Raw genomic sequence first — 22,276 nt, forward strand, 5'->3', positions numbered from 1 at the left:
GCGCGAAACCCGCGCGTCACCGGCCGCGGACGGGGGACGATGGCCTCAGCGCCCCGGGGCGGCGAGTGCGTCGCGCAGCAGCAGGGCGATGTGGCGGGCCCTGCGGCCGGTGCCGTGCTCGATCTGGTGGCGGCAGGAGAAGCCGTTGGCGATGAGCGGGGCCTCGGGCGGGGCCGCGCGCACGGAGGGCAGCAGCTTCAGCTCCGCCATCTCCATGGAGGCCTCGTAGTGCTCCGCCTCCAGGCCGAACGAGCCGGCCATGCCGCAGCAGCTCGTCTCCACCATGTCGTAGGAGAAGCCGGGGATCCAGGAGAGCACCTTGCGGGTCGCCTTCATCACGCCGAACGCTTTCTGGTGGCAGTGGCCGTGCAGCAGCGCCTTCGGCAGGCCGAGCGGCTTCAGCTCCAGCCTCAAGCCCCGGTTCTGGTGCTCGCGCGAGAGGAACTCCTCCAGCAGGTAGAGCTGCTTGCCGAGGTTTCCCACCTCCGGGCCCAGCCCCAGGCTGTAGAGCTCGTCGCGCAGCGAGAGCAGGCAGGAAGGCTCCAGGCCGATGATGGGCGTCTTGGCCGCGATCTCCTCGCGGAAGGCGGCGAGCACGCGCTTCGCCTCCCCGCGCGCCTTCTCCACCATGCCGGTGGTGAGATAGGTGCGCCCGCAGCAGAGCGGCCGTCCGGGCTCGGCGTCGTCGGCGGCGGGGCGGGCCATGCGCACACGGTAGCCGGCGGCTTCCAGCACCGTCTGGGCGGCCTCCGCGACCTCCGGGTCGAAATGGTGGCAGAAGGTGTCCACGAACAGGATCACCTCCCCGCGCGGGGCCTTCTCCGGCACCACGGCGGGCGCGGGGGTGAAGGGCTTTGCCGCGGGCTCGGGAATGGGCCGGCGGGCGGTGATGCCGAGCCACCTCTCTGCCACCCGCGCGACGAGCCGCCAGCGGTTGCGCAGCCGGATGGCGGCCCGCAGCAGGCGGCGATGGCGCCCGGTCCATTCCGGCACGCCGCCGAACAGGCGGGTGCGGAGCGGCACGCCTTTGATCCGGTGGCGCTGGGCGAGGTATTCGGTCTTGATGAGCGTCATGTCCACGGCGCTCGGGCATTCCTTCTTGCAGGCCTTGCACGAGACGCACAGGTCCATGGCCGCGTCGAGCCGGGGGTCGGCGAAGGCCGCCGCGCCGGTGCCGTCGTTGAGCGCGGCCTTGAAGGCGGCGACGCGCGCTTCCGTGGAATGGGCCGCGTCGCCGGTGATGCGGTAGGAGGGGCACATCACCCCTTTGCCGGTATTGCGACAATCCCGGCTGTGCATGCACACGGCCACGGCCTTCGCGTAATTCCCGCCGTTGGCGGGGATTCCTGAATAGGCGTCGCCGATGCCGTAGGTGTCGTAAGCCGACCAGTCGAGGAAGGTTTTCATGCCGCGAGCTCCCGCCGCGGCCTGCAAGCAAGATTCGTGCTGCGGGGCCGGATGCGGCGAGGCTCGTGCGGCGCCTCACACCGGCGGCGGTGCCCCGTCGTCCAGGCCGAGCCCGGCGATGAGCTCGAAGGAGCGCAGGCGCAGCACGGGGTCGAAGATGTCGGACACCACCATCACCTCGTCCACCCCCGTCTCGGCGATGAAGGCGTCGAGGCCGGCCCGCACCGTCTGCGGCCCGCCTACCACCGAGCAGCCGAGCATGCGCTGCGCCTGGGCTTTCTCGGACGGGCTCCAATAGGTCTCGATGTCGTCGATGGGCGGCAGCGACAGGCCCCGCGCGCCACGGAAGATGTTGGTGAACGACATCTGCTGCGTGGTGGCGAGCCGCTTCGCTTCGGCGTCCGTCTCTGCCGCGATCACGTTGATGCCGGCCATGACATGGGGCTTGCGGAGCGCCGCCACGGGCTTGAACCGGCTGCGGTAGACATGGAGCGCGTCCATGAGCTGGTCGGGCGCGAAGTGGGAGGCGAAGGCGTAGGGAAGGCCCAGCTCCGCCGCCAGGTGCGCGCCGAAGGTGGAGGAGCCGAGGATCCACAAGGGCACATCGACCCCCGCGGCTGGCACCGCCTGCAGCTTCTGCCCCGGCTCCACGGGGCGGAAATAGGCCTGTAGCTCCAGCACGTCCTGTGGGAAGCGCTCGGCGTCCGCGTGGGTGCGGCGCAGGGCGCGGAAGGTGAGCTGGTCCGTGCCCGGCGCGCGGCCGAGCCCGAGGTCGATGCGGCCGGGGAAGAGGCGGGCGAGGGTGCCGAACTGCTCGGCCACCACCATGGGGGAGTGGTTCGGCAGCATGATGCCGCCTGCTCCCACGCGAATGGTGGAGGTGCCCGCCGCGATGTGGCCGATGACCACCGCCGTGGCGGCGGAGGCGATGCCCGGCATGTTGTGGTGCTCGGCCACCCAGAAGCGTCGGTAGCCCCAGCGCTCGGCATGGGCGGCGAGGTCGCGGGCGTTGTCGAGCGCGGCGCGGGCGTCGGCGTCCACGGTGACGCGGACGAGATCGAGGATGGAGAAAGCCGTCATGAAGGCCCCGGATTGGCTGCAACAGGCTGCGCCGCCCCCCGCGCATGAAACCCATGTATGCCGTCTCGCCGCAGGTTCAACCGCCGCCGCGTGAAGCGCCGGGCTGGCACCGGGGTCCTCCGCCCTTTCTCTGCCCTTGGCCGCGTCACCATGTCTGCCGGGCGTCAGCAGGCTTCCGGTGGGGCGGCGCCGACGGCCAAGCGGCAGAGCGGGATGCGCCCCCGCTCCAGGTGGCTCGCCCACAGGTCCAGGGTGCGCGTTCCACGGCTCAGGGCGATCGTCGCCCGGAAGAAGTTGACCGGCCCGCTGCGGTCGATGCCCGCGTTGGCGGCGACGGCGGCCATCGCCTGTGGCAGGGCCCAGCCTGCCGTCCAGGCCAGCCCGTCGTCGCGCTCGATGGTGATTTCGGCGGCCGCGCCGTCCGCCAGCACCAGTGTGCCCGCGAGCTGCAGGCTGTCGACGTCGTCCAGGGCCTGCACCGGGAGAGGGCACCGCTGCCCGTCGATCCAGACACCGAGATGGCGGACGTCCTCGCCATGGGTCGCTTCACAGGCGATGGTCCGCCGAAGGAGGTGAGCCTCCCCGGCGTTCCGCACCGGATCGCACAGCGTGCGCTGGCGTCCCGCCCAATAGGCCTGGGTCACCATGCGGTCGGCGCGGTGCTCCATCGCCGCCGCGCGCGTGGCGGGTTTTCCCTTCTCCATGCGGCCGAGAACACGCGCGACATTCGCCTCGAGCGTGTACCGGCGCATGGCTTCCGCATGCAGCGCGTCCACCTGCGCCAGGGCCGCGGCGTATCCAGCCAGGATCTCTTCCGCGATCCTGTGTCCGGGCCGCCGCGCGCCCAGTTGCCGCCCGCTGTGGTTCGTGCGCTCCGAGGCGTCCAGGCGCTCGGGCGACAGCCATCCGATGCCGCCGAACCGATCGTAGACATAGACGGGACGGCGGCGGGCCAGCCCTTTCTGGACCGAGTGCCCGATGGTGACGAGGGCATCGGCAGAATCGATGAGCGCGGCATCGACCTCCTGCTGGCGCGTCGCCAGCCCGATCACCTCGACGGAAATCCCCCGGTCCGAGAGAAGGGCGGCGGCTTGCCGCAGCTCGGGCGGCGGGTGGTTCGACACCACGAGCAGCCGTTCGAGCGCGGTCGGGGGCGCCGCGTCGTCGAACCAATGGGCCGGCAGGCTGTTCGGCATCACGGCAAGCCGGCCCTGGGCGCGCGGCGGCAGCGATTGAAGCTGCGCCTGCCGGTTCTCCTCGGAATGGGCGAGCACCGCATCCGCGATCCCGGTCCCCGTCACCAGCGCTTCCAGGGGTTCGAAGTGGGACAGGCTGGACACCACCAGATGGCGGAAGTCCACCTTTCCCGCATGGAGCGCCGCTCCCAGCAGTGGCCAATGGTGCGACCAGATCAGATCCGCCTGCCGGGGAAGGGCGGCCATCCAGCCGTCATCGCGCATGCTGACGATCCGGACCCCCCTTTCCTGCGCGGCGGCCGCGATGTCCCCGGCCGCCGCATCCGTCAGCAGGCAGACCTCGCACACCCCGGCCTGCAGGAACATGAGGGCGAGGTCGCGCGTGACCACCTGGCTGCCGGCCCAGCAGGAAAAGTTCGTGTTGGTCAGAAGCACGCTCTTCACGCCCAGCTCCCGCAGGGCGCCGCGCAGCCCGTCCAGAGCCGGGGAAGCGGCGGTCTCGGGCGCCGGCGCGGACAGCGTCGGAAACCCGCCGCCGTCCCCGTGCCGCTCCGCGCGCTGCCAGGCGATTTCGTCCAGCAGCCTCGCCCCGTCGGCGCGCCCCGCCAGGAAGAGCCGGTGGGCGATCACCAGATGGGCCGCCCTGTGTTGGCCGCCGGTCCACGACCGGCCGTGCAGCCAGCTCAGGGCCTGGTCCGGATCACGCCCCGCCAGGACCGTGAGGAACGCCTGGAACTCCCGATTGCCGGGCTCCCTCTCGCCGATCCGGAGCCACCAGCTGGCTTCCGGATCGCGCTCGCCGGCGGCGCCATAGGCGCGAGCGAACAGGATGTCGGGCCAGTGATCCCCGCCGGGTCCCCCGGCAGGGGGATAGAGCCCGGCCGCGCGCTCCCATTGCCGAAGCCCCAGGAGCATGCGGACCAGCTCCTTGCGGAACCTGGGATGCCCATAGCTGTCGAGATCCTCGGGGAACCGCTCCATGCCGGTCTGGAACAGGCGCTCTGCGTCGGCGTGCCTGCCCTGGTTCCGGCAGCGGATGGCCGCGTTGAAAAGGTCTGAAGCCCGCAGGGTGGTCTCGTCCACGATTTCCTCAATTCATCGCGTGGCGGCGATCGGCGGGCGGACATCTTCGCCGGACCGGGAGCCGCCTCCAGGCCGGTGCATGATGTATCGCAGCATGCCTTCGAGGGCGGGACCTTCTGTACCGCGCGGCCCGGCAGAAGCACAGGGGGCGGCCCGTGGCGCGGCCCCTCCGCCGATCCGCGTGCACCCCTGACCCGGCCCGGCGGGCAGCCTTCAGTTCGTGTCGTCGGATCAGGTCTTCCCCGGCACCGGAGACGGTGGCTATCCCCGAACGGGGCCGCTTCGCAGGCTTGCCGCGCGCCCAGGAAGCTGTGGCGTCCGCGGGAGAATGGTGCCGGCTGAGGGGATCGAACCCCCGACCTTCGGTTTACAAATCGTGATTTTCAACCGTACGTTGAAATCGATCTGCGCTGATTATTGGTTCGCGAACAGACACTTACACGACATCATGAGCGACGGATGCTGATCGTCGATGATCCGTATCCGGTGCTCCGACCGGTGTTCGCGAAGGAAATAATCGAATGGCTTCCCTCAATCTAACGGAGTCCCGCATCCGGGAACTCCCCCTCGGCTCCGGTATCTGGCGAGACCAGCAGGTCAAGGGCCTGATGGTCATCTGCCATGCCACCACGAAAACCTACTCGGTGCAAGGCGACGTTCGCAGGAACGGCCGCCACGTCCGAACCGTCCGGGTCAAGATCGACCGCGTGGACCGCATCGGCCTGCGCGAGGCCCGCAACCGGGCCAAGGCGATCATGTCGCAGATCCAGTCCGGCGTGGACCCCACCACAAAGACGGCGGAGACCGGCATCACGATCTCGCAGGCGCTCGACGCCCACCTCGGGGAGAAGCCGTTCAGGACGGCGACCGAGGAGAGCTACCGCTACAATGTCGACCACTACCTTGCCCGCATCAAGAACCGGGCCGTGGCCGATCTCGGCCGCAACGAGGTGCGCGACATCTACGACCGCCTTCGGGAAAAGAGCGGGCAGACGACGGCGACCTGCGTCATGCGCACCCTGCGTGCGGTGATCAACACCGCCATGCGGATGGACGAGACGATTTCCTCATATCCGGTGTCGGCCCTGCGCATCCCGAACCCGAAGCGACGCGAGGTCGACGGCCTGGACCTCGCCGCATGGTGGAAGGCGACCGAGGCTCTGTCGCCCATTCGGCGCGATCTTCACCGCGCCATGCTTCTGACCGGTGCCCGGAGGTCGTCGATCCTTCAGGTCCGCCGCGAGGACGTCGACCTCGATCGGAACATCCTCACCTTCAACCACATGAAGACCGGCGGCCGGATGCTGTTTCCGATGGGAACGTGGCTCGCCGCCATGATCAGGGACCGGCTTGCCGAGGATGCGCCTCTGAACAACCCTTGGCTCTGGCCGTCGCCCATGAGCAGTTGCGGCCATGTCACCGAGCCGAGGGAGGACAGCGACGACCTGCCGAGCCCGCACGAGTGCCGCCACCACGCCCGCACGCTGTTCATCGCGGCCGGCGTTCCCTATGCCGAGAGCGCGCTTCTCCTCGGTCAGCGGCTTCCCGGCGCTTCCGGCGGATACGTCCATGCCGAGCACCTCGTCGAGCACCTGCGGCCGCACGCGCAGGCACTGGAAGACAAGGTCCTCGCCGGTCGTCGTCCGGTCCTGAAGGTGGTCAGTGCGGCGGAGATCGCCGATGCCGCATGATCCCGCCGTCGCTGGACAGGCCGGTCCTTGGTTGGACACCGATGCGGCAGCCCGATTTCTCGGTCGGGAGCCGGGCACGCTTCGCGGCTGGCGCTCGCTCGGTAAGGGGCCGGCCTTTCGCCTCGTGAGCGGGCGGTTCGTCCGCTATCACGTCGACGATCTCGAAGCCTTCAGGCGTCGCGAGGCTGAAAATTCTTGAGGTGGTCGAAACCACCTCAAGGCAAATCAATGATTTAGGCAGAGCAAACGTTGATGTCCGCCGATCCGGATCGGTGATTATTAGATGACGCGCGCTGCGAGGAGCCGATTTCGGCGAAGCGCGTGACCGGGGCGAGCCCGGTCCTCCTCAGACAGAAACCCATGTCTGAAACCGGCCGGCGGTCATGCCCCTGGCCCTCTGGAGGTCATTGCCATGCAGGCAACTCTCACCAAGAACGACATCGAGGACGCCGTACGCCGCATCCTCGATACCCACGCACGCAGCCCTTGGTACGACACCGAGGCGGCGGCGGTCTATCTCTCGTCGACGCCCGGAACCCTGCGCTCGTGGCGCGGTAACGGCGTCGGTCCTCGCTACCACACCATTCACGGCAAGTCGGTCCGCTACCACGTCGCCGACCTCGACGCTTTCATTCGCGGGGAGGATGGTCGATGAGCGACGATATCGCCAATGAAGAAGGGCGCGCCGAGGGGATCGGCGCGCCCGCAGGAGCTTTGGAGAAGACCGTCGAGTTCGACATCGACAAGGTTGAGGATGCCGCCCTCGTGGCGTCCGAGACGCCGTCGAAGCACGACCCCGATGCTCTCGATGCCCATGCATCTGCCGGTCACGAGCTGATTGCGATCAACGGCAAGCGCCCTGTCGAAAACCGCTGGACTTAGGCTCAGAACCCAATCACCGGATTGATACGGTTGGAGTTTGGTGATTCATTCCATTGCGGGGGCGACTGAGGTGATGATGGCGTCGCTGTTCTGGTTGACTGACGAGGCATGGGCCTCGATCGAGCCGCATCTACCGCATAACCAGCCCGGAGCCAGGCGGGTGGACGATCGCCGGGTGATCTCGGGGATTTTCCACGTGCTGAAGAGTGGCTGTCGGTGGGTTGATTGCCCGGCTGCCTATGGTCCCGCCACAACGATCTACAATCGCTTCAACCGGTGGTCGCGCCGAGGGTTCTGGCTCAGGTTGCTTGACGCACTGGTGGAGGCTGGTGCGGTGACCAAAAGCACCGCGATCGATAGTACTTACGTGAAGGCGCAGCGATCAGCCTTCGGAGGAAAAGGGGGGCGCAAGCGCAAGCGATCGGTCGGTCGCGCGGCGGCCAGACCACCAAGGTCCACGCGCTCACCGATGTCATCGGCCGCCCCTACGCGCTGATCCTCACGCCGGGTAACGTCGCCGATGTGACCGCAGCGCCTGAACTGCTCGCCCGTGCCCGAGGCGCTCGCTACCTGCTGGCTGACAAAGGGTACGACGCCGATGCATTGCGCCGCTCGCTGCGTCAGGTCGGCACCGTGCCCGTCATCCCCGGCCGGGCGAGCCGAAAGCCCCGTATCCGCTACGACCACGAGCGCTATCGGGAACGCCACCTGATCGAGAACGCCTTTGGCCGACTAAAGGACTTCCGTCGCGTCGCTACCCGCTACGACAAGCTCGCCATCAACTTCCTGTCCGGCGTTGCCCTCGCCACTGCTCTGGCCTTCTGGCTCTGAACGAGTCTGGACCCTAGTCGCCGGCCGTGCCGCTCGGCAAGGCCAAGGCAAGGATGGCGGCGGGAATGAACGTCGGCGTCCGCCTGCGCGACATCGACCTGGTCGTCGATGTCGACCCTCGCCACTTCGTGCCGAACGACGATCCTCTCGTGCGGCTCTCGATCGACTTCGGCCTGCCAGATGCGCCCTTCGTCCTGACCGGCGGCGGCGGACGACACGTCTATTTCACGAAGCCGGCGAGCGTCGAATTGGCGGGTAAGCTCGTGGGCTATGACGGCATCGACTTCAAGTCGAAGGGCGGTCAGGTCGTCGCGGCCGGCTCGATCCATCCCGACACCGGCAAGCCGTATCGTCTCGACGACGATGCGCTTGCCATGTTGCTGTCCGAAGCGCCCGAGGCACCTACGGCGCTCCTGGACGCGCTCGGGAAGCACTCTGCGGTTGCGTCTGCTGATGTCGGTGCGATCGACGAGGAGAAGCTGGCCGAGTGGCTGTCGCGAGTCGACGTCTCGGCGTTTCGCGAGGAGCTGCGGTGGCGGGAGCTGATGATGGCCTGCCACCATGCGACGGGCGGCGCCGGCATCGACGCATTCGTCGACTGGAGCACGGCCGACCCTGACTTTACTCACCACGGCGAGATCATCCGCCGTCGCTGGAACTCCCTCGACATGAAGCGCGGCGCGATCACGGCGAGGACGCTCGTCGCGGCCCTGCCGAAGGAGATGCGGCGCGAGGCGACCGAGCTGTTGAACCGAGCCGATGCCGAGGACGACTTCCCCGATGATGAAGGGGAGCTGGCAAAGTCGAAGCGGTCGTTCGCGGTCGGGGACGATTGGGTCTGGGCTGCCGATGCCGAGCGCTTCCTGCGGCGCTCGGACACCAAGAAGTTCGCCAAGGAGCAGTGGAAGTCCCTGTTTGCCGGGCTGAAGCTGGACGGCGACGTGCTGAACGCGATCTGGAAGGGCAACCTTCCGATGCGCAAGTTCGAGTCGCTGGTCTATCTGCCCGAGATGAGCGAGTTCCCCGACGGCGAGAGCGGCGGGCGCTACAACCTTTGGCGCAAGTCCGGCGTTCTGGCAGTCGAGGGCGACGTGTCGGTGTTCCTGGATCACATGGCGCACCTGTTTCCGGATGAGCGCGAGCGCGGGCATGTGCTCGACTACCTGGCGCTGCTGGTCCAGCGTCCGGCGGAGAAGATCCACTTCGCGCTGATGATCCGCGGCATGCAGGGAACAGGCAAGAGCTGGCTCGGCAACCTGATGGAGCGGGTAATCGGCGCGCGCAACACCGTGCGGCCGTCGAACGATGAGGTCACGTCGCGCTGGACGGCGTGGATGGAGGGCGCGCAGCTCGCCATCATCGAGGAGTTGATGACGCTCGGGCGTCGGGAGGTGGCCAATCGGCTCAAGCCCGCGATCACGGACCCGACGCTCAGGATCGAGGAGAAGAACTGCCGCATCTACTCGATCCCGAACTGCTTGAACTTCCTGTGCTTCACGAACCATGAGGACGCATTGCCGATCGAGCACGGCGACAGGCGCTGGCTGGTCGTCTTCTCGCCTGCGGCCAAGAAGGATGCCGCCTATTACGAGCGGCTGTTCGGCTATCTGGATGGAGGCGGCGCTGCCTTCGTGAAGCACTGGCTGCTTCAGCGGGACGTCGCTCTCAACGGTCACGGCGTTGCGCCGGCGACGTCGGGCAAGGAGACGATGCGGCGGCTCTCGATGGGGGATGCCGAGGCGTACCTGCTGGACCTCTACGAAGCCGGCGAGGAGCCGTTCGAGTTCGACCTCGTGCGGGTCGACGACCTCGTCAACGCGGTGCCGGCAAAGCTCGCCGGCAGGTCGAGCCTTCGAGCGCGCCTCGCGAAGCTGCTTAAGGAGGAGTTCGGCGGCGTGGCTCACACCCGCCATACCAAGCAGCATCCCAACCGGCCGCCCTGGCAGCTCTGGTCTCTGCGCAATCACGACGTATGGGAGAATATTGGCGCTTCGGGAAGGATCGACGCCTACATGGCTCACTACAGCATCGACCTGATGCCGCGGCCAGAGCGCCGGTCGCGGTAGACGGGGATGGACATCCGGTGGGCGGCAATGTCGTCCACCGATTGTCGTAAGAAAATCAGCCGCTTAAGCTTAGGTATACAGAGTAGACAATATAAATATCGATTTCTACCGACAGCACATAAGGCAGTTGACTGGAAGATGGAGCAGGCGCCGGGCCGGCAGCGCTATAAGACTTCGAAAACGCCGAAATCGCTGTCTGCCTTGTCTACCATCAGGCATGGAGGCTGGGGCGACGACGTGGCCGAAGGCGGCGCGTGCCTCGCAGACCACGCAGTCCTCGCGCGTGCGAGGCAGTCAGGTGGTTGAAAGACGCCACGAGAGGCACGGCCAAATGGCGTATAGGGCTACGGTGGCGGCTCTCGACAGCGGCGTGGCGGTGGCGAACAAGGCGTCGAGGCACCGAAAGCATCGGCGGCACGCCTGGGCGCCACGGTGGGAGCACAGCGCCGGAGCATTGAACAGAGGATTAGGCGCTCTGGGCCAGAAAGGCAAGCCAGTACAAGGGCTTGGTTGACGGCGCCACCGAAAGCACCGGGCCAGGCACCGGCAACGCCTCTCGGGCAAAACAACCCACTTCCATTGGCCGGACGGGCGGCGTCCTGGGATGTCCGTGCGCCTCGCGGGCGCCTTCGGTGGAAGACGGCGCAGGTGGGCGGTTTCCCAAAAATTTGCGAGGCGGTTTCAATGGCTCCCCGCAAGCTCCGCACACCGCAGGATTGCAATCAAGCAATCAAGGGGTAGTGCCATGTCGGACAGGTCATTGGAGAAGCGCGAGGTCCGCCGTCCCGAGAAGGATCGACGGTGGTCGCCTGCCATCGAGGCCAAGGTCCTGGACATCGTCGCAAGGACCGGCTCGCCAAAGATGGCAGCAGAGCAGATCGGCATCTCGGTCGCCACGATCCATGATCACAGGCGGCGCGACGCGGAGTTCGGCGCGAAGTACGGTGCTGCCATGGACACCGCTTTCCATCAGGTCCTGAGCAAGGCGTTCGAGCGGTCCATGGACGATGTCGAGCCTTCGGATCGCCTCATCGAGGTCCTGCTCAAGTTCCGGTGGCCCGAGCGCCTCAACGGCTTCCTTGCCTTCACGGCGGAGGGCGGGTCGGCCGCCACAGCGCCGGCCGGTCTCGATCCGCGCGTCATCGCCAGGATGGAGCCGGGCGACCGCGCCATGTTGATTGAGTTGCTCGGCCGGTACTTGGCTGCGGAGGTGGAGGCACAGGGCGATGCCGCGCTCGTCTCCGTCAACTGAGAGCGCCAGGCGGATGCTGCGCGACCTAGTGGCCGCCGACGCCCTGGCGTCATCGCTTGAAGCCACGGCGCCGATGGCCGTGGCCGAGCTGGGTGGTGCGCAGGCGCTTGTCGCTGCCCGCGGCCACCCGACCGGAGCGTGGTTCTGGTCCGTCACGCCGCTTCCCGACAAAATGTGGGAGCACATGGCTGACGAGCATCAATCGCGGAGCAGGGCGAACGTCGGCGAGGATTGAAGTGCTCGCGGTCGGCCGCGTGCCGACCGCGAACCCATTTCTCGTTTCGAAGTACCTAAGACGCGGTCTCGCGAGCGAAGGCCTCGATCACGCGCGTCTCAAAGTCGTGGAGCGCGATGTGCACCAGCGTCTTCGGCTCCACCGGGTTGTAGCTGAAGAGCTGGAAGCACTCCTCGGCGTCATCCGTGTCGAGCGGCAGGAACGCCAGCAGTCCGCCGAGCGCCCCGAAGCTGCCGTCGCGCCGCTTGAAACGGATGTGCATGTCGATCCCGGGGAAGCCGGCCGCGAACTCTCCGCCGAAGACCCGCAGAGCCGGCATGTCAGGGCCGATCAGCGTGTCGCCGAGGTGCCGGTAGCGCCCGAGCATGTCCTCGCTGAACGTCATGACATTGCGGTCGCGCGCGAACGACGACCTAATCCACATGCCGGTCTCCGTCACCAGCGGTGAAGCGCTTATGTCGCTGAGCTCGATGTTAAGCATGGTCTGGCCGAACTAGATCAGGTCGATGTTCTCGCGCTTCGTGCCGATGCGGGCGATACGGGTCGGCGTCCAGCGGGGCGCCAGGTCGGTGGTTGCGATGTCGAACATTGTCATTCTCCTTTGGTTGGATGACGGTTTCAGCCAACACCTCCCTCGCATCTGACGGCATCATCATTTGCGCGGGCTGCGTGGCCGGCCTCCCACCTCGCATTTCCCCGATTTCGAGGGGACCAACATTTCATCTGCTGGCTCCGCGACCTCCGCGAACGCCGCATCGTGATGCTGTCTTCGGACCGGCTGCTGGGCCGGCCCGGTCACCGCAATGGCGGTGGACGCTCAGGCGGGCTGTGTCCCGCGCCGTGGTCATCCGACCTCGTGGGGCGTGACGCGCCACGACGAAGGAGAATGACCATGGCAAAGTTGAAGCCCAAGCCCACCCTGACGAAGCCTTGGCGATCGGTGACCGATCTGCGGGCGTCGCTCTCGCGGGCCCGGGAGCTCGGCGAGCAGCACACGCGGCTGATCGCCGACATGAACGGCCGCGTGGAAACCCGCCGCAAAGAGCTGGACTCCACGCTGTCCGACCTCACCGCCGCGCAGCGCATGCTTGTCGTCGGCCGGGCCCTCGGCAGCATGCGGGCCGATCTGAAGCGCAACAGCCTCGACTCGCGCACCGCGCGACTGCGCGACCTCGACGCCCTGCGTCGCGACGCCGCCGACGCCCGCTTCCACTACCAGAGCGCGGTGCAGATGCTTGCCCGCGACAGCATCGGCTCGGAGCGCCGCTCGCGCCTCATCCAGCAGATCGAGCATTCCGGCGACGCCGAGCTCGCCAGCCTCGCCGCGCTCGCCGTATCCGCGAAGGATCGGGAGCTCGCGGCCGTTCTCTTCGGCCGGGTGCAGCGCATTCCCCATGCCGAGCGTCCCTTCTCGCCGCACGAGCTCGCCGACCTTTTGGTCGGTGAGGAGCACCGTGCCGTGCTCGCCGCGATCATGGAGGTCGAGGAGATCGCTGATCGGGCCATGGCCGAGGACCGCGCCTTCGAGACGGGCCGCGCCTCGCCGGAGCGGGCGGTCGGCCTCGCGCTCAGGGCGCGCGACCGCGCCGCGCTCGAAGCGGGCGACCTAATCGACATCACCGAACCCGCCGAGGAGGATTGATCATGCCCACCTATGCCTTTTTCGCTTCCGAGGAAGAACAGCGCCGCGCCGACCAGTTGAATTTCGCCGTCGCGGTCGGGGCGAGCGCATCCGCCGCCCGCGCCGCCGCCGAGACCCTTCTCGGCGAGCCGAACGCGCTCGTCGGCTGGTCGTCCGTTGACCTCACCGCCGCGCCTGCCGCGTTCGTGGGAGGCCTGCCGGTCGGCGCGCGGGCGCAATCGATCTGGCCGAACCTCGACCGGGGCGGCAGCTATCTGAAGGGGGCGTGACCATGGCGAACCGCGAGCAGCCCATCCGCGATGCGTTGGCCGGCGTGTTCTCCACCACGCCGCTGACGCTGCACATCTACCTCGGCGGCACGCCGGAGAGCTTCGGCGCCCACGCCCGCTTCATGATGGAGTGGCACCTGCGCACGCTCGGTTATCGGGAATGCACCGTCTATCCGAGCGGCGGGCTGCCGCAGCGGACCCACTGGCGCCGGTCGCAGGCGGAGCGAGACCTCTGGCCGGAGGACATGCCGTTCATGCAGCCGGACGCCGAGTGCGATCCGATCCTCGAAGCGGTCGTGCGCCGTGTCGCCGAGGCCGAACTGCGCCGAGTGGGAAAATACGCCGATGAGCCTTGACGACTTCGCCAAGCGGATCGACCGCGTCGCCGTGCGGGTCGAGGGAAACGTCGAGCGGGCGGTGAAGGACTGCGCCGGAGCGGTCGCCCGCAGTGTCATCTCGAACAAGCCGGCCGATACCGGCAGGGCCAGATCGAACTGGACGGCCGATATGGATCAGGCGCTTGCAAAGGTGCTTCCGGCGCACATCCCAGGTGAGAAGGGCAGCACCGCCGACGCGAACGCCGAGATCGCAATCAATCAAGCAATCGAGGCGATTGACCGGTTCGACATCGATGCCAACCGGTCGGTGCATATCTCGAACAGCCTGCCATACATCGGCGCGCTCAACGACGGCCACTCGACGCAGGCGCCGGCCGGCTTCGTGCGGATCGCGGTGATGGAAGGGCTGGCAACTGTCAGGGGAGCAAGGATTCTCAAGGATTAGGCTGGGGCCCCGACTCGCGACGCCCTCCATTCACGACATGCTGGCCTCCATCGGCATCCCGCCGCTGGAGGATTTCCGCATGTCGCAGAGCAAGGAACTGCCGCTGGTGAGGCGGCGCGTCGAGGCGCTCCTGAAGAAGACGGTGGCGAACGGCTGCACGCCGAGCGAGGCCGCCGCCGCGTTCGAGAAGGCGGAGGAGCTCGTCGCCAAGTACGGCATCGATCCGGGCCATTTCCGGTGGCCGCCGAGGCCCTCGACGATCTTCGGCTCGGCCTCATCGGGCCCGGAGGCTCCGAAGGCGCCACGGGCCTCCGTTGCTGGCCGTGGTAAGGGCAGCGGCAGGCTCGCGGAGCGGCTGATCGTCGAGCACTCGGACTGGACCTACGCGGCGGTCGCCGCCGAAGTGAACAGGCAAATCGAAGGGGCCAAGGCGAGCGAGAAGTCGGTCCGGTGGTACGCGAGCCGGATGCGCTGGCGCGGCGACGACGTGCCGCTCAGGCAGAGCAAGAAAGCCGCCTCCTGATCTCCCTGCGGACGCGGCGCCACTTGCCCTGCTCGAAGCTCAGGCTCCGGTGCCAGGCCGCGTGCTCCTCCATGAACGCCCACTCCTCGGGGTCGTCGGGGTGGTCCCGCATCACCGCGTCGGCCATGGCCTCGATCTCCGCGCGGGGAACGAGGCGCGGCAGGACCGAGCCCTCGACCACCGACCAGCCGACGCCGATCACGATGGGCGAGAGCGCCGCCGCGATCGTCAGCCATTTCAGCGCAAGCAGGAGCCAATCCAAGCAGTTCATCCATGAAAGAACAAATCGTTCTTATCATAGATAACATATCGTTCGTGGACGCGGAGCCTACTGTCGGAACATTTTGTTCCTATGTTGCCTTTTGGATCGAATCTGCGCCGTAGGGCCGAAGAACTTGGGATATCTAACGCCGAAGTCGCACGCCGCGTCGGTCTTAGCGAGCGTCGCTATGCGAACTATGTCAGCGGCAAGCGTGAGCCAGACTTGGCGACGCTTGTTAGAATTGCCGAAGTTCTTGGCACGTCGCCGAACTCACTGCTTGTCGTCCCAGCAACGGATGAGAGTCTATCCGCCAAAGAACTTCTGCAAGATCGGTTGAGGATCGCGGCAAGCCGCATGGACGAGCGGTCACTGGAAATAACCGTCGTGCAGGCCGAGGCGGTTGCTTCGGTAGAAAATTGGGGCAGTTAATTCCGATCGAAGTGGAGCTTGGCTAAACCTCGCCCCTGTCCTCCTCAATTGCCTCATCCGCTGCCTCGGCAAGAACCTTGGGAAGGGAACGAAGAGGCTTGCCGGCAAAGTGATCTTCGATCCTGCCCAGCACAACGGCGGAATCCGGCCCGCCGCCGGTCAACCGTGCCGCATAACCTCTGCCAGGATGTAATACGTCCCATGGAGAACGTTTTTGGTTCAACCGCCCCTTGCCCGGATCGTTGATCCCAAATCCTTCGACGGCGACATTCCACAGGGGCTTGAACGTTTCGATCAAAATGTTCTCGCCGAGCGGTATCCAAATGTCGTCAAGGACGATGTAGCGGAAGACGAAGTCTTCGACCTTTAGGTTTTCGGTCGCGCGGATCGATTCCGCGTGCTTCCTCAGTCGCGATCCAAGCGCCGTACCCACGGCTGCGGTGTCGCGGGTGATGCCACCCTTTCGTCCGCCCTTGGGAATCGCTTTGCCGACATAGATTGGCCTCTCCCAGCTTTCCGCGTTCGCCGACACGATTGGCATGTAAGCCGGAAAGTCACCCTTATAGTAGAGCACGTACACACCCGCACCAGAAACCAGTTCCGCCGTGCCGAGGGGGACGACTTCACGCGAGAGAACTTCAATCTCAATGCTTCTGGCGAGATTTATCTTGTCGAGTGGGTTGTATGGCCCCTTGGTCAATCCTATTCTCCAAGTGACGCATCACGTCTTGAGCGACGATCCGCGCTAGATTTACAGGGACAGCATTGCCAAGCTGACGCATCGCCTCGGTCCACGATCCGTGAAACAAGAAGTTGTCTGGGAATGTTTGAAGCCTAGCGCTCTCCCTCACGGAAAAATAGCGGACTGAACCGTCTGGTTTCAAGAGCATATTCTCACCGCCAGGAACTCCATGCACGCCTGCCTTGAGAGTCTTGGCTGGTTCGTCAAGAGGACTGCCAATATGCCCGGTATATGAACGTGCTCCGGCCTGGAACCGATGATTGAGGTAGCGTTTTGCCGAGGCAGGGTTATGCTCGGGGTCTGGCAATCCTACCAAGGCGTCTCGAACAGTGACCCAGGGTTTTGTCTCGGGCCGCTCGGCAAAGCGCCACGCTCGCGCCCGGGTCCTTTCGGAAAAGGCCCGATCCTTCCAATGTACCTCATGCCGCTCCCAATAAGAGTTGTCTCGGTACTGCTCCCATGCGAGTGCCTCCGCTGAATGGGTTTCCCGAGGGAAGCTCCACGCAATTTCAAGATCGCTGCGAAATCCCACGAAGAATACACGCTCGCGCCGCTGGGGAACACCATAGTCGGCGGCGTTCGCAAGGTGGATGATGACGTTATACGTCAAGCCTTCGCGGCTACCGCTTGTTTCATGTTGTTCAAGTCGAGCGAGGTGATCGCCCCACGTCTCACCCTGCCGTATCACGACTTCCGGGTGCATCATCTGAAGGCGAATGTACTCGACATAATTGCGGAATGTTTGGCGGGTTAGGCCCTTTACATTCTCGAATATGAATGCCTTGGGCTTGGCCTCTCGAAGAGCCCGAACAGCTTGGGGAAACATATCACGCGCATCGTCATAGGCACGATGTTTGCCACCGATCGAGAAGGGTTGGCATGGCGGTCCACCAGTGACGAGCTGAACGGCCCCCTCATGACGCGAGAAGTCGACCTTGCGAACATCCCCTTGAGTCAGTGGCCATGTGCGAACTGGCTCGATGCCGCGCTCACGGTTTTCCCTGAGGGTGTCGCAGCAATATGCATCCCACTCGACGACCTCGATCGGATGAAAGCCTGCGAGGGATACTCCCATCCCCAGCCCGCCCGCGCCAGCGAATAGCTCTATAGATTTCATGATGACGCCAAGGCCTCGCGTAAAATTGATTCGAGTTCGTCCATCTTGCCAGTTTGGCACTCCCAAATAACCAAGACTTTCCACCCAAGGGCCTCTAGCTGGACCCGTTTATCCAAATCTCTGGCCGCGTTGCCCTCAAGCTTGGGAATCCAGAAGTCCAGGCGCGACTTTGGGAGGCGAGCCAACTTGCAGGTGGGATCTGGATGACGATGCCAGAAGCAACCATGCACGAATATCGCGAGTCGGCGGCGGCGAAATACTATGTCCGGACGCCCCGGCAACTCGCGGGCATGTAGCCGGTATCTGTAGCCTAGACGATGAAGAAGCCGTCTAACCGCCATCTCGGGTCCGGTATCCCGACCCTTGATGCGGCCCATGCGTTCGCTGCGTTGCTCCGGCGTCAGGCTGTCCATTCTATTGCCCGACCGTTCATTCCTCTACAGCCTCCCGCAGGGCCTCTTGATCCGCCGCTTCCGTATCTCCTTCGCTGTCTTCGGCGATTCCCGTTAGATACTTCTCATAGGTCTTCTTCAGGTACTTGAGCGAACTCTCCTTATCGACGTTCGCCTGCAAGTGGTCCTGAACGAACTTCAGCCGGGACTTGCACTCGCCGATCACCTCCGCCCACGTTTTCACCCATACCTCAATGCTCCCGTCCTCGGACTGGAAGACCTGCCCCCTGGCCTTACCCTTTTGCCTCGTCTGGATGCGAGCATATGAATCCAGGTCGTTGGAGAGCACCCAAAAGCTCCAGCGAGTTTTTAGGTGACGAAACCTCTCGTCATCCGCGACCGTGAATGCATACTTTTGGACCTGCGTGATCTCGTCGGCACCGATCTTGACCGAGGGCCTCTTAAGCTCGACCACCAGATGCTCGCGCTCGTCGGCATGGTTCTGCGGCACCGACCTAGAAAGCATGAGATCGACGATCCCGACCTTGCCGTCGATCCGCCTCACGGGTTGGTCGATCACGGTATCATTGCCGATGAGCTTACGGTGCTTGCGCAGGACTTCGGTGAGCGACTGGTCGTCCACCGTGAGTCCGAACTCCTCCCCGAAAATCCAAGTGTTGTTCTCGGCGATCATCCGGTGAAGCTGGCTACGCTCCTTAAGGAGGCTCTTGCTCTCTGCATCGAAGAGGACAGACTCAAGGCCATGTACGAACTTGAGGCGGTCGGCCACCAGTCTTGACGCGCTAATGACATTCGCGAGGTCGGCGTCCTCCAGCAGCTTCGCCAGTTCCTTCTGCGTCCTCTCCGGCAGGTCGAGCACCTCGGTCAGGATGTGCTGGAGCTCGTCGGGGCCCCGCTCGATAGCCTGCCTCAGCATCCGCAACTGGAAGGCTTTTGTGCGCTTGCTCTGCTCGCTGAAGTCATGCAGGTGCTTGTTCACGTTGAGAGCGACTATGTCGAACACCTGCCGCTCGGCCTTTTCCACAGTAGTCAGGGGTTCGGAAGGATATGGATATATCTCCTCGGCCTTCCATTGATCGATCTCAGACTGCGCTGCCTCGACCTCCTTGGCGCGGAAGAACGCCTTTATGAATTCGGACGCCTCGTCATAGGCCGCCTGCAAAGGGGCGTTCATCTCGGCGAGGTCGAGAAGACCCTGCTCCTGAAGCGCCCCAATAAATGTGGACTTGAGATACGCCGAGAACTGGAATCCCGGCGTGTGGAACTTCGGTGTGACCCGGTGAAAGGGGAAGCCTTCGGGGCCACATAGAAAAAACCACCTCTCTGAGGCCGAGGTCCACTGTATGACCTCGACTTCCGCCGGATACTCCTTACCATTGTCCGAAATGGGTGACAGTGAGAACTTCTGACGGCTGGCTATGGCCTTGGAGGGGTCGAGGCGCTCGTTCTCGATGAATATGCCCACGTCGGCGTAGTCGGTTAGATAGAGGGCAAAAATCTCTGACAGCGACTGGACAGCGTACTGCGGCTCAAGGGAGCGGTAGGTCCTGTCGAGCTCGGTGACGCGTACCTCGACGCCGGTCTTGAGCGCCGGATCGACCTGCTTGGGCTCGTTCACCCGCACGTCAACGAGATCGTCCCTCATGATCGTGATCTTGTAGCCGTATAGCTTATCCCCATCACGATACCTGACACTCCAGTCGGCGACGCGGCCAAGGGCCAGCGCTTTGAAGCGCCCCTTGCCTTCTTTGCCGTGAAGGATGCGTCGCTCTGTCTTGGACCGCGCGCCGTGGGCCTTCCAGGAGCCGCCCAGCTTTCCGAAGACGGCCTCGACCTCCGAGTGGGGGATGCCGTGTCCGTTGTCGCGGATGGTCACCGAGCGCATCGCCAGGTCGTCGGAGTCGATCTCCAAGTCGACCCGCGTGGCTTCGGCGTCCACGGCATTCCATATGAGCTCCGCCACGGCCTGAATCGGCTTCGCGCTGGCGAGCTTCTTTATGTGGTCGCCTTCGAGCCGGACCCTGTAATGCGCATCAGACATCCTACGCCCCCGCGCGAAAAACTAGAACAAAATAAGAACAAACTGCATCAAAAGTCCAGCTTCTGCTCCAGCTTAATAGGGGAAATGGTGCCGGTTGAGGGGATTGAACCCCCGACCTTCGGTTTACAAAACCGCTGCTCTACCGCTGAGCTAAACCGGCCCTCCGACACCGAAATCCGGTGCCTATTCGGTACTCACGCAGACCGCGCGCCGCCTTTTCGCCTCCAGGCCCTCCAATTACAAAACCGCTGCACTACCGCTGTGCTAAGCCGGCCCAGTTCGCAAGGCCCGCCGCCAGAGGCCGGGCCGCCGGCGCCGGGCACAAATTGTACCGGATGCCGACGAAGCCTTCATCTCCCGGCGGCGCGCGCCCGTCAAGCCGGCGGGACGCCGGAGCCATGGGAGCAACTTGCCCGTCGCCCAAAAAAAGCGGCCCCGCGTCGTGCGGGGCCGTCCCGGGAGGGGCGCGGCGGCAGGCGCCGCGCCAGAGGTTCGTGAGGAACGCTCGGTGCAGGAGCGTTCAGTGCCAGTGATCGATGTTGCGGTCCTTGGTCTCGGGCACGAACAGGAGGCCGATGACGAAGGTCATCAACGCAATCACGATCGGATACCAGAGGCCAAAATAGATGTCTCCGGTGGCCGCGACCATGGCGAAAGACGTCGCAGGCAGGAGGCCGCCGAACCAGCCGTTGCCGATGTGGTACGGCAGCGACATGGAGGTGTAGCGGATGCGCGCGGGGAACAATTCCACCAGCGCCGCCGCGATGGGCCCGTAAACCATGGTGACGAACAGCACCAGGATGAACAGAAGCCCGATCACCGCCGCCACCTGCGGGCGGAAGATGTCGAACGGATGCGCCATCTTCACCACCTCGGAATTGCTGGCGGCGGTGGGATAGCCGGCGGCCTGCAACGCCGCGGCGGCGGCCTTGGAGAAGTCGGGGCCGAAGGGCACCGTCTGCTCGTTCACCTTCAGCTCCACCGGGCTTCCGGCGGCGCCGGGCGTGGTGGAATATTTCACGCCGGATTTGGCGAGGAAGTCGCGCGCCACGTCGCACGGCTGGGAGTAGATGCGGGTGCCGACGGGGTTGAACAGCGAGCCGCAGTTCGCCGGGTCCGCCACCACGCTCACCCGCACGTTCTGCACCGCCCTCTCCAGCGGCGGGTTGGCGTAGGTGGTGATGAGGTTGAACAGCGGGAAGTAGCTCGCCGCCGCGATGAGGCAGCCCGCCAGAATGATGGGCTTGCGCCCGATCTTGTCGGACAGCCAGCCGAAGAACACGAAGAACATGGTGCCGAACACCAGCGACCACGCGATCAGCAGGTTGGAGGTGTAGCCGTCCACCTTCAGGATCGATTGCAGGAAGAACAGGGCATAGAACTGGCCCGTGTACCAGACCACGCCCTGGCCCGCGACCAAGCCGAACAGGGCCAGCAGCACGACCTTCATGTTGCCCCAATGGCCGAATGCTTCGGCGAGTGGCGCCTTGGAGGTGGTGCCTTCCTCCTTCATCTTCTTGAACGTGGGCGATTCGGAAAGCTGCAGCCGAATCCACACGGAAATGCCGAGCAGGGCGATGGAAACCAGGAACGGCACGCGCCAGCCCCAGTCGCGGAACGCCTCCTCGCCGGTCACCGTGCGGGTGACGAGGATGATGATGAGCGAGAGGAACAGGCCCAGCGTGGCCGTGGTCTGGATCCAGGAGGTGTAGAAGCCGCGCCGGCCGTGGGGCGCGTGCTCGGCCACGTAGGTGGCGGCGCCGCCGTATTCGCCGCCGAGGGCGAGGCCCTGCAGCAGGCGCAGCGCGATCAGGATGATGGGCGCGAGAATGCCGATGCTGGCGGCATTGGGCAGGATGCCGACGATGAAGGTCGACAGGCCCATGATGAGAATGGTGATGAGGAAGGTGTACTTGCGGCCCACCAGGTCGCCGAGCCGGCCGAACACCAGCGCGCCGAAGGGACGCACCAGGAAGCCGGCGGCGAAGGCGAGCAATGCGAAGATGTCGCGTGTCGCCGGCGGGTAGGCGGAGAAGAACTGCGCGCCGATGATCGCGGCCAGCGAGCCGTAGAGATAGAAATCATACCATTCGAAGACGGTGCCGAGGGACGAAGCGAAGATGACCCGCTTCTCTTCCCGCGTCATGGGGCGAGGGGCTGCCGCCGCCCGCGCGGTGGTTACGCTCATGGACATGTCCTCCCACGTCGATGCCCCGGCCGTGTTCCCCGGCGGGGCTGAGCTCAGGCTGTCGCGCTGCCGCGGCACGGGTCGAGGGGAGGGGAAGGCCACGCCGCGGACGCCGCGCGCGACGATGCGCGCCGGCCGGCGGCG

The 22,276-nt window shown here is 65.3% G+C and carries 24 protein-coding genes and 1 tRNA gene; 14 read left to right on the forward strand and 11 right to left on the reverse strand.

Going from position 1 to position 22,276, the window contains the following annotated elements; translation table 11 throughout:
- Positions 1–45: 45 nt before the first annotated feature.
- The 3 genes from V5F75_RS09490 to V5F75_RS09500 form a co-directional block, all read right to left on the reverse strand.
- Positions 46–1,407: a (Fe-S)-binding protein gene (locus V5F75_RS09490; RefSeq protein ID WP_394037463.1), complete on the reverse strand. Its 1,362-nt coding sequence runs from the start codon at positions 1,405–1,407 to the stop codon at positions 46–48.
- Positions 1,408–1,482: 75 nt separating this feature from the next.
- Positions 1,483–2,487, reverse strand: coding sequence for an LLM class flavin-dependent oxidoreductase (locus tag V5F75_RS09495; protein ID WP_394037461.1), 1,005 nt, complete (start codon positions 2,485–2,487; stop codon positions 1,483–1,485).
- Positions 2,488–2,651: 164 nt separating this feature from the next.
- Positions 2,652–4,766, reverse strand: coding sequence for a hypothetical protein (locus V5F75_RS09500; RefSeq protein WP_394037459.1), 2,115 nt, complete (start codon positions 4,764–4,766; stop codon positions 2,652–2,654).
- A gap of 521 nt (positions 4,767–5,287) precedes the next feature.
- Here V5F75_RS09500 and V5F75_RS09505 point away from each other — a divergent pair.
- The 8 genes from V5F75_RS09505 to V5F75_RS09540 all read left to right on the forward strand — a co-directional run bounded on the left by V5F75_RS09505 (position 5,288) and on the right by V5F75_RS09540 (position 11,723).
- Positions 5,288–6,457, forward strand: coding sequence for a tyrosine-type recombinase/integrase (locus V5F75_RS09505; protein WP_394037457.1), 1,170 nt, complete (start codon positions 5,288–5,290; stop codon positions 6,455–6,457).
- The gene (locus tag V5F75_RS09510; RefSeq protein ID WP_394037455.1) at positions 6,447–6,656 is read left to right on the forward strand and encodes a helix-turn-helix domain-containing protein; all 210 of its coding nucleotides are present in this window, start codon (positions 6,447–6,449) and stop codon (positions 6,654–6,656) included. Before V5F75_RS09505 ends, V5F75_RS09510 begins: the two co-directional genes overlap by 11 nt.
- Before the next feature lie 213 nt (positions 6,657–6,869).
- The gene (locus V5F75_RS09515; protein ID WP_394037453.1) at positions 6,870–7,112 is read left to right on the forward strand and encodes a helix-turn-helix domain-containing protein; all 243 of its coding nucleotides are present in this window, start codon (positions 6,870–6,872) and stop codon (positions 7,110–7,112) included.
- Positions 7,109–7,339, forward strand: a complete 231-nt coding sequence (locus V5F75_RS09520; protein WP_394037451.1) for a hypothetical protein — start codon at positions 7,109–7,111, stop codon at positions 7,337–7,339. The genes V5F75_RS09515 and V5F75_RS09520 overlap by 4 nt, the downstream gene beginning before the upstream one ends.
- A 76-nt stretch (positions 7,340–7,415) precedes the next feature.
- A protein-coding gene (locus V5F75_RS09525; protein ID WP_509212173.1) for an IS5 family transposase occupies positions 7,416–8,170 on the forward strand; the annotation gives its coding sequence in 2 pieces (ribosomal slippage) (positions 7,416–7,728 and positions 7,728–8,170; 756 coding nt in all).
- A 65-nt stretch (positions 8,171–8,235) separates the two neighbouring features.
- Positions 8,236–10,236 (forward strand): DUF5906 domain-containing protein, encoded by a 2,001-nt coding sequence (locus V5F75_RS09530; protein WP_509212166.1) that lies wholly within the window; start codon positions 8,236–8,238, stop codon positions 10,234–10,236.
- A gap of 745 nt (positions 10,237–10,981) precedes the next feature.
- Positions 10,982–11,488: a hypothetical protein gene (locus V5F75_RS09535; protein ID WP_394038003.1), complete on the forward strand. Its 507-nt coding sequence runs from the start codon at positions 10,982–10,984 to the stop codon at positions 11,486–11,488.
- 13 nt (positions 11,489–11,501) lie between these two features.
- A complete protein-coding gene (locus tag V5F75_RS09540; protein WP_394038001.1) occupies positions 11,502–11,723 on the forward strand; it encodes a hypothetical protein in 222 nt (73 codons plus the stop codon).
- A gap of 55 nt (positions 11,724–11,778) precedes the next feature.
- Here the strand turns inward: V5F75_RS09540 and V5F75_RS09545 are convergent, their stop codons facing one another.
- Complete coding sequence (locus tag V5F75_RS09545) at positions 11,779–12,204, reverse strand: hypothetical protein (RefSeq protein ID WP_394037999.1); 426 nt, start codon at positions 12,202–12,204, stop codon at positions 11,779–11,781.
- A 411-nt stretch (positions 12,205–12,615) separates the two neighbouring features.
- Here V5F75_RS09545 and V5F75_RS09550 point away from each other — a divergent pair, with 411 nt between their 5' ends.
- From V5F75_RS09550 to V5F75_RS09570, 5 genes are read left to right on the forward strand one after another with little or no spacing between them, the layout of a single operon-like run.
- Positions 12,616–13,365 (forward strand): hypothetical protein, encoded by a 750-nt coding sequence (locus tag V5F75_RS09550; RefSeq protein WP_394037997.1) that lies wholly within the window; start codon positions 12,616–12,618, stop codon positions 13,363–13,365.
- Between the two features lie 2 nt (positions 13,366–13,367).
- The gene (locus V5F75_RS09555; protein WP_394037995.1) at positions 13,368–13,634 is read left to right on the forward strand and encodes a hypothetical protein; all 267 of its coding nucleotides are present in this window, start codon (positions 13,368–13,370) and stop codon (positions 13,632–13,634) included.
- Positions 13,635–13,636: 2 nt separating this feature from the next.
- Complete coding sequence (locus V5F75_RS09560) at positions 13,637–13,990, forward strand: hypothetical protein (protein WP_394037993.1); 354 nt, start codon at positions 13,637–13,639, stop codon at positions 13,988–13,990.
- The gene (locus V5F75_RS09565; protein WP_394037991.1) at positions 13,980–14,417 is read left to right on the forward strand and encodes an HK97 gp10 family phage protein; all 438 of its coding nucleotides are present in this window, start codon (positions 13,980–13,982) and stop codon (positions 14,415–14,417) included. Before V5F75_RS09560 ends, V5F75_RS09565 begins: the two co-directional genes overlap by 11 nt.
- A gap of 37 nt (positions 14,418–14,454) precedes the next feature.
- Complete coding sequence (locus tag V5F75_RS09570) at positions 14,455–14,940, forward strand: DUF2786 domain-containing protein (protein ID WP_394037989.1); 486 nt, start codon at positions 14,455–14,457, stop codon at positions 14,938–14,940.
- Here the strand turns inward: V5F75_RS09570 and V5F75_RS09575 are convergent.
- Positions 14,912–15,202: a hypothetical protein gene (locus V5F75_RS09575; RefSeq protein WP_394037987.1), complete on the reverse strand. Its 291-nt coding sequence runs from the start codon at positions 15,200–15,202 to the stop codon at positions 14,912–14,914. The two genes, V5F75_RS09570 and V5F75_RS09575, sit on opposite strands and share 29 nt — an antisense overlap.
- 90 nt (positions 15,203–15,292) lie before the next feature.
- Here V5F75_RS09575 and V5F75_RS09580 point away from each other — a divergent pair, with 90 nt between their 5' ends.
- Complete coding sequence (locus tag V5F75_RS09580) at positions 15,293–15,631, forward strand: helix-turn-helix domain-containing protein (RefSeq protein ID WP_394037985.1); 339 nt, start codon at positions 15,293–15,295, stop codon at positions 15,629–15,631.
- A 22-nt stretch (positions 15,632–15,653) separates the two neighbouring features.
- Here the strand turns inward: V5F75_RS09580 and V5F75_RS09585 are convergent, their stop codons facing one another.
- From V5F75_RS09585 to V5F75_RS09610, 6 genes are all read right to left on the reverse strand, one after another.
- A complete protein-coding gene (locus V5F75_RS09585) occupies positions 15,654–16,331 on the reverse strand; it encodes an Eco29kI family restriction endonuclease (RefSeq protein ID WP_394037983.1) in 678 nt (225 codons plus the stop codon).
- Positions 16,276–17,574 carry a DNA cytosine methyltransferase gene (locus V5F75_RS09590; RefSeq protein ID WP_509212167.1) on the reverse strand — a complete coding sequence of 433 codons (1,299 nt, stop codon included), beginning with the start codon at positions 17,572–17,574 and terminating at the stop codon, positions 16,276–16,278. Before V5F75_RS09590 ends, V5F75_RS09585 begins: the two co-directional genes overlap by 56 nt.
- Entirely contained in the window at positions 17,487–17,903 is a 417-nt protein-coding gene (locus V5F75_RS09595; protein WP_394037979.1) for a very short patch repair endonuclease, read from the reverse strand. Before V5F75_RS09595 ends, V5F75_RS09590 begins: the two co-directional genes overlap by 88 nt.
- A 16-nt stretch (positions 17,904–17,919) precedes the next feature.
- Positions 17,920–19,944: an ATP-binding protein gene (locus tag V5F75_RS09600; RefSeq protein WP_394037977.1), complete on the reverse strand. Its 2,025-nt coding sequence runs from the start codon at positions 19,942–19,944 to the stop codon at positions 17,920–17,922.
- A gap of 85 nt (positions 19,945–20,029) precedes the next feature.
- Positions 20,030–20,104: transfer RNA gene (locus tag V5F75_RS09605), tRNA-Thr, on the reverse strand.
- Positions 20,105–20,464: 360 nt separating this feature from the next.
- Complete coding sequence (locus V5F75_RS09610; RefSeq protein ID WP_394037975.1) at positions 20,465–22,132, reverse strand: MFS transporter; 1,668 nt, start codon at positions 22,130–22,132, stop codon at positions 20,465–20,467.
- Positions 22,133–22,276 lie beyond the last annotated feature (144 nt).

This window comes from Xanthobacter albus, from assembly GCF_043194895.2.
Lineage (GTDB): Bacteria > Pseudomonadota > Alphaproteobacteria > Rhizobiales > Xanthobacteraceae > Xanthobacter.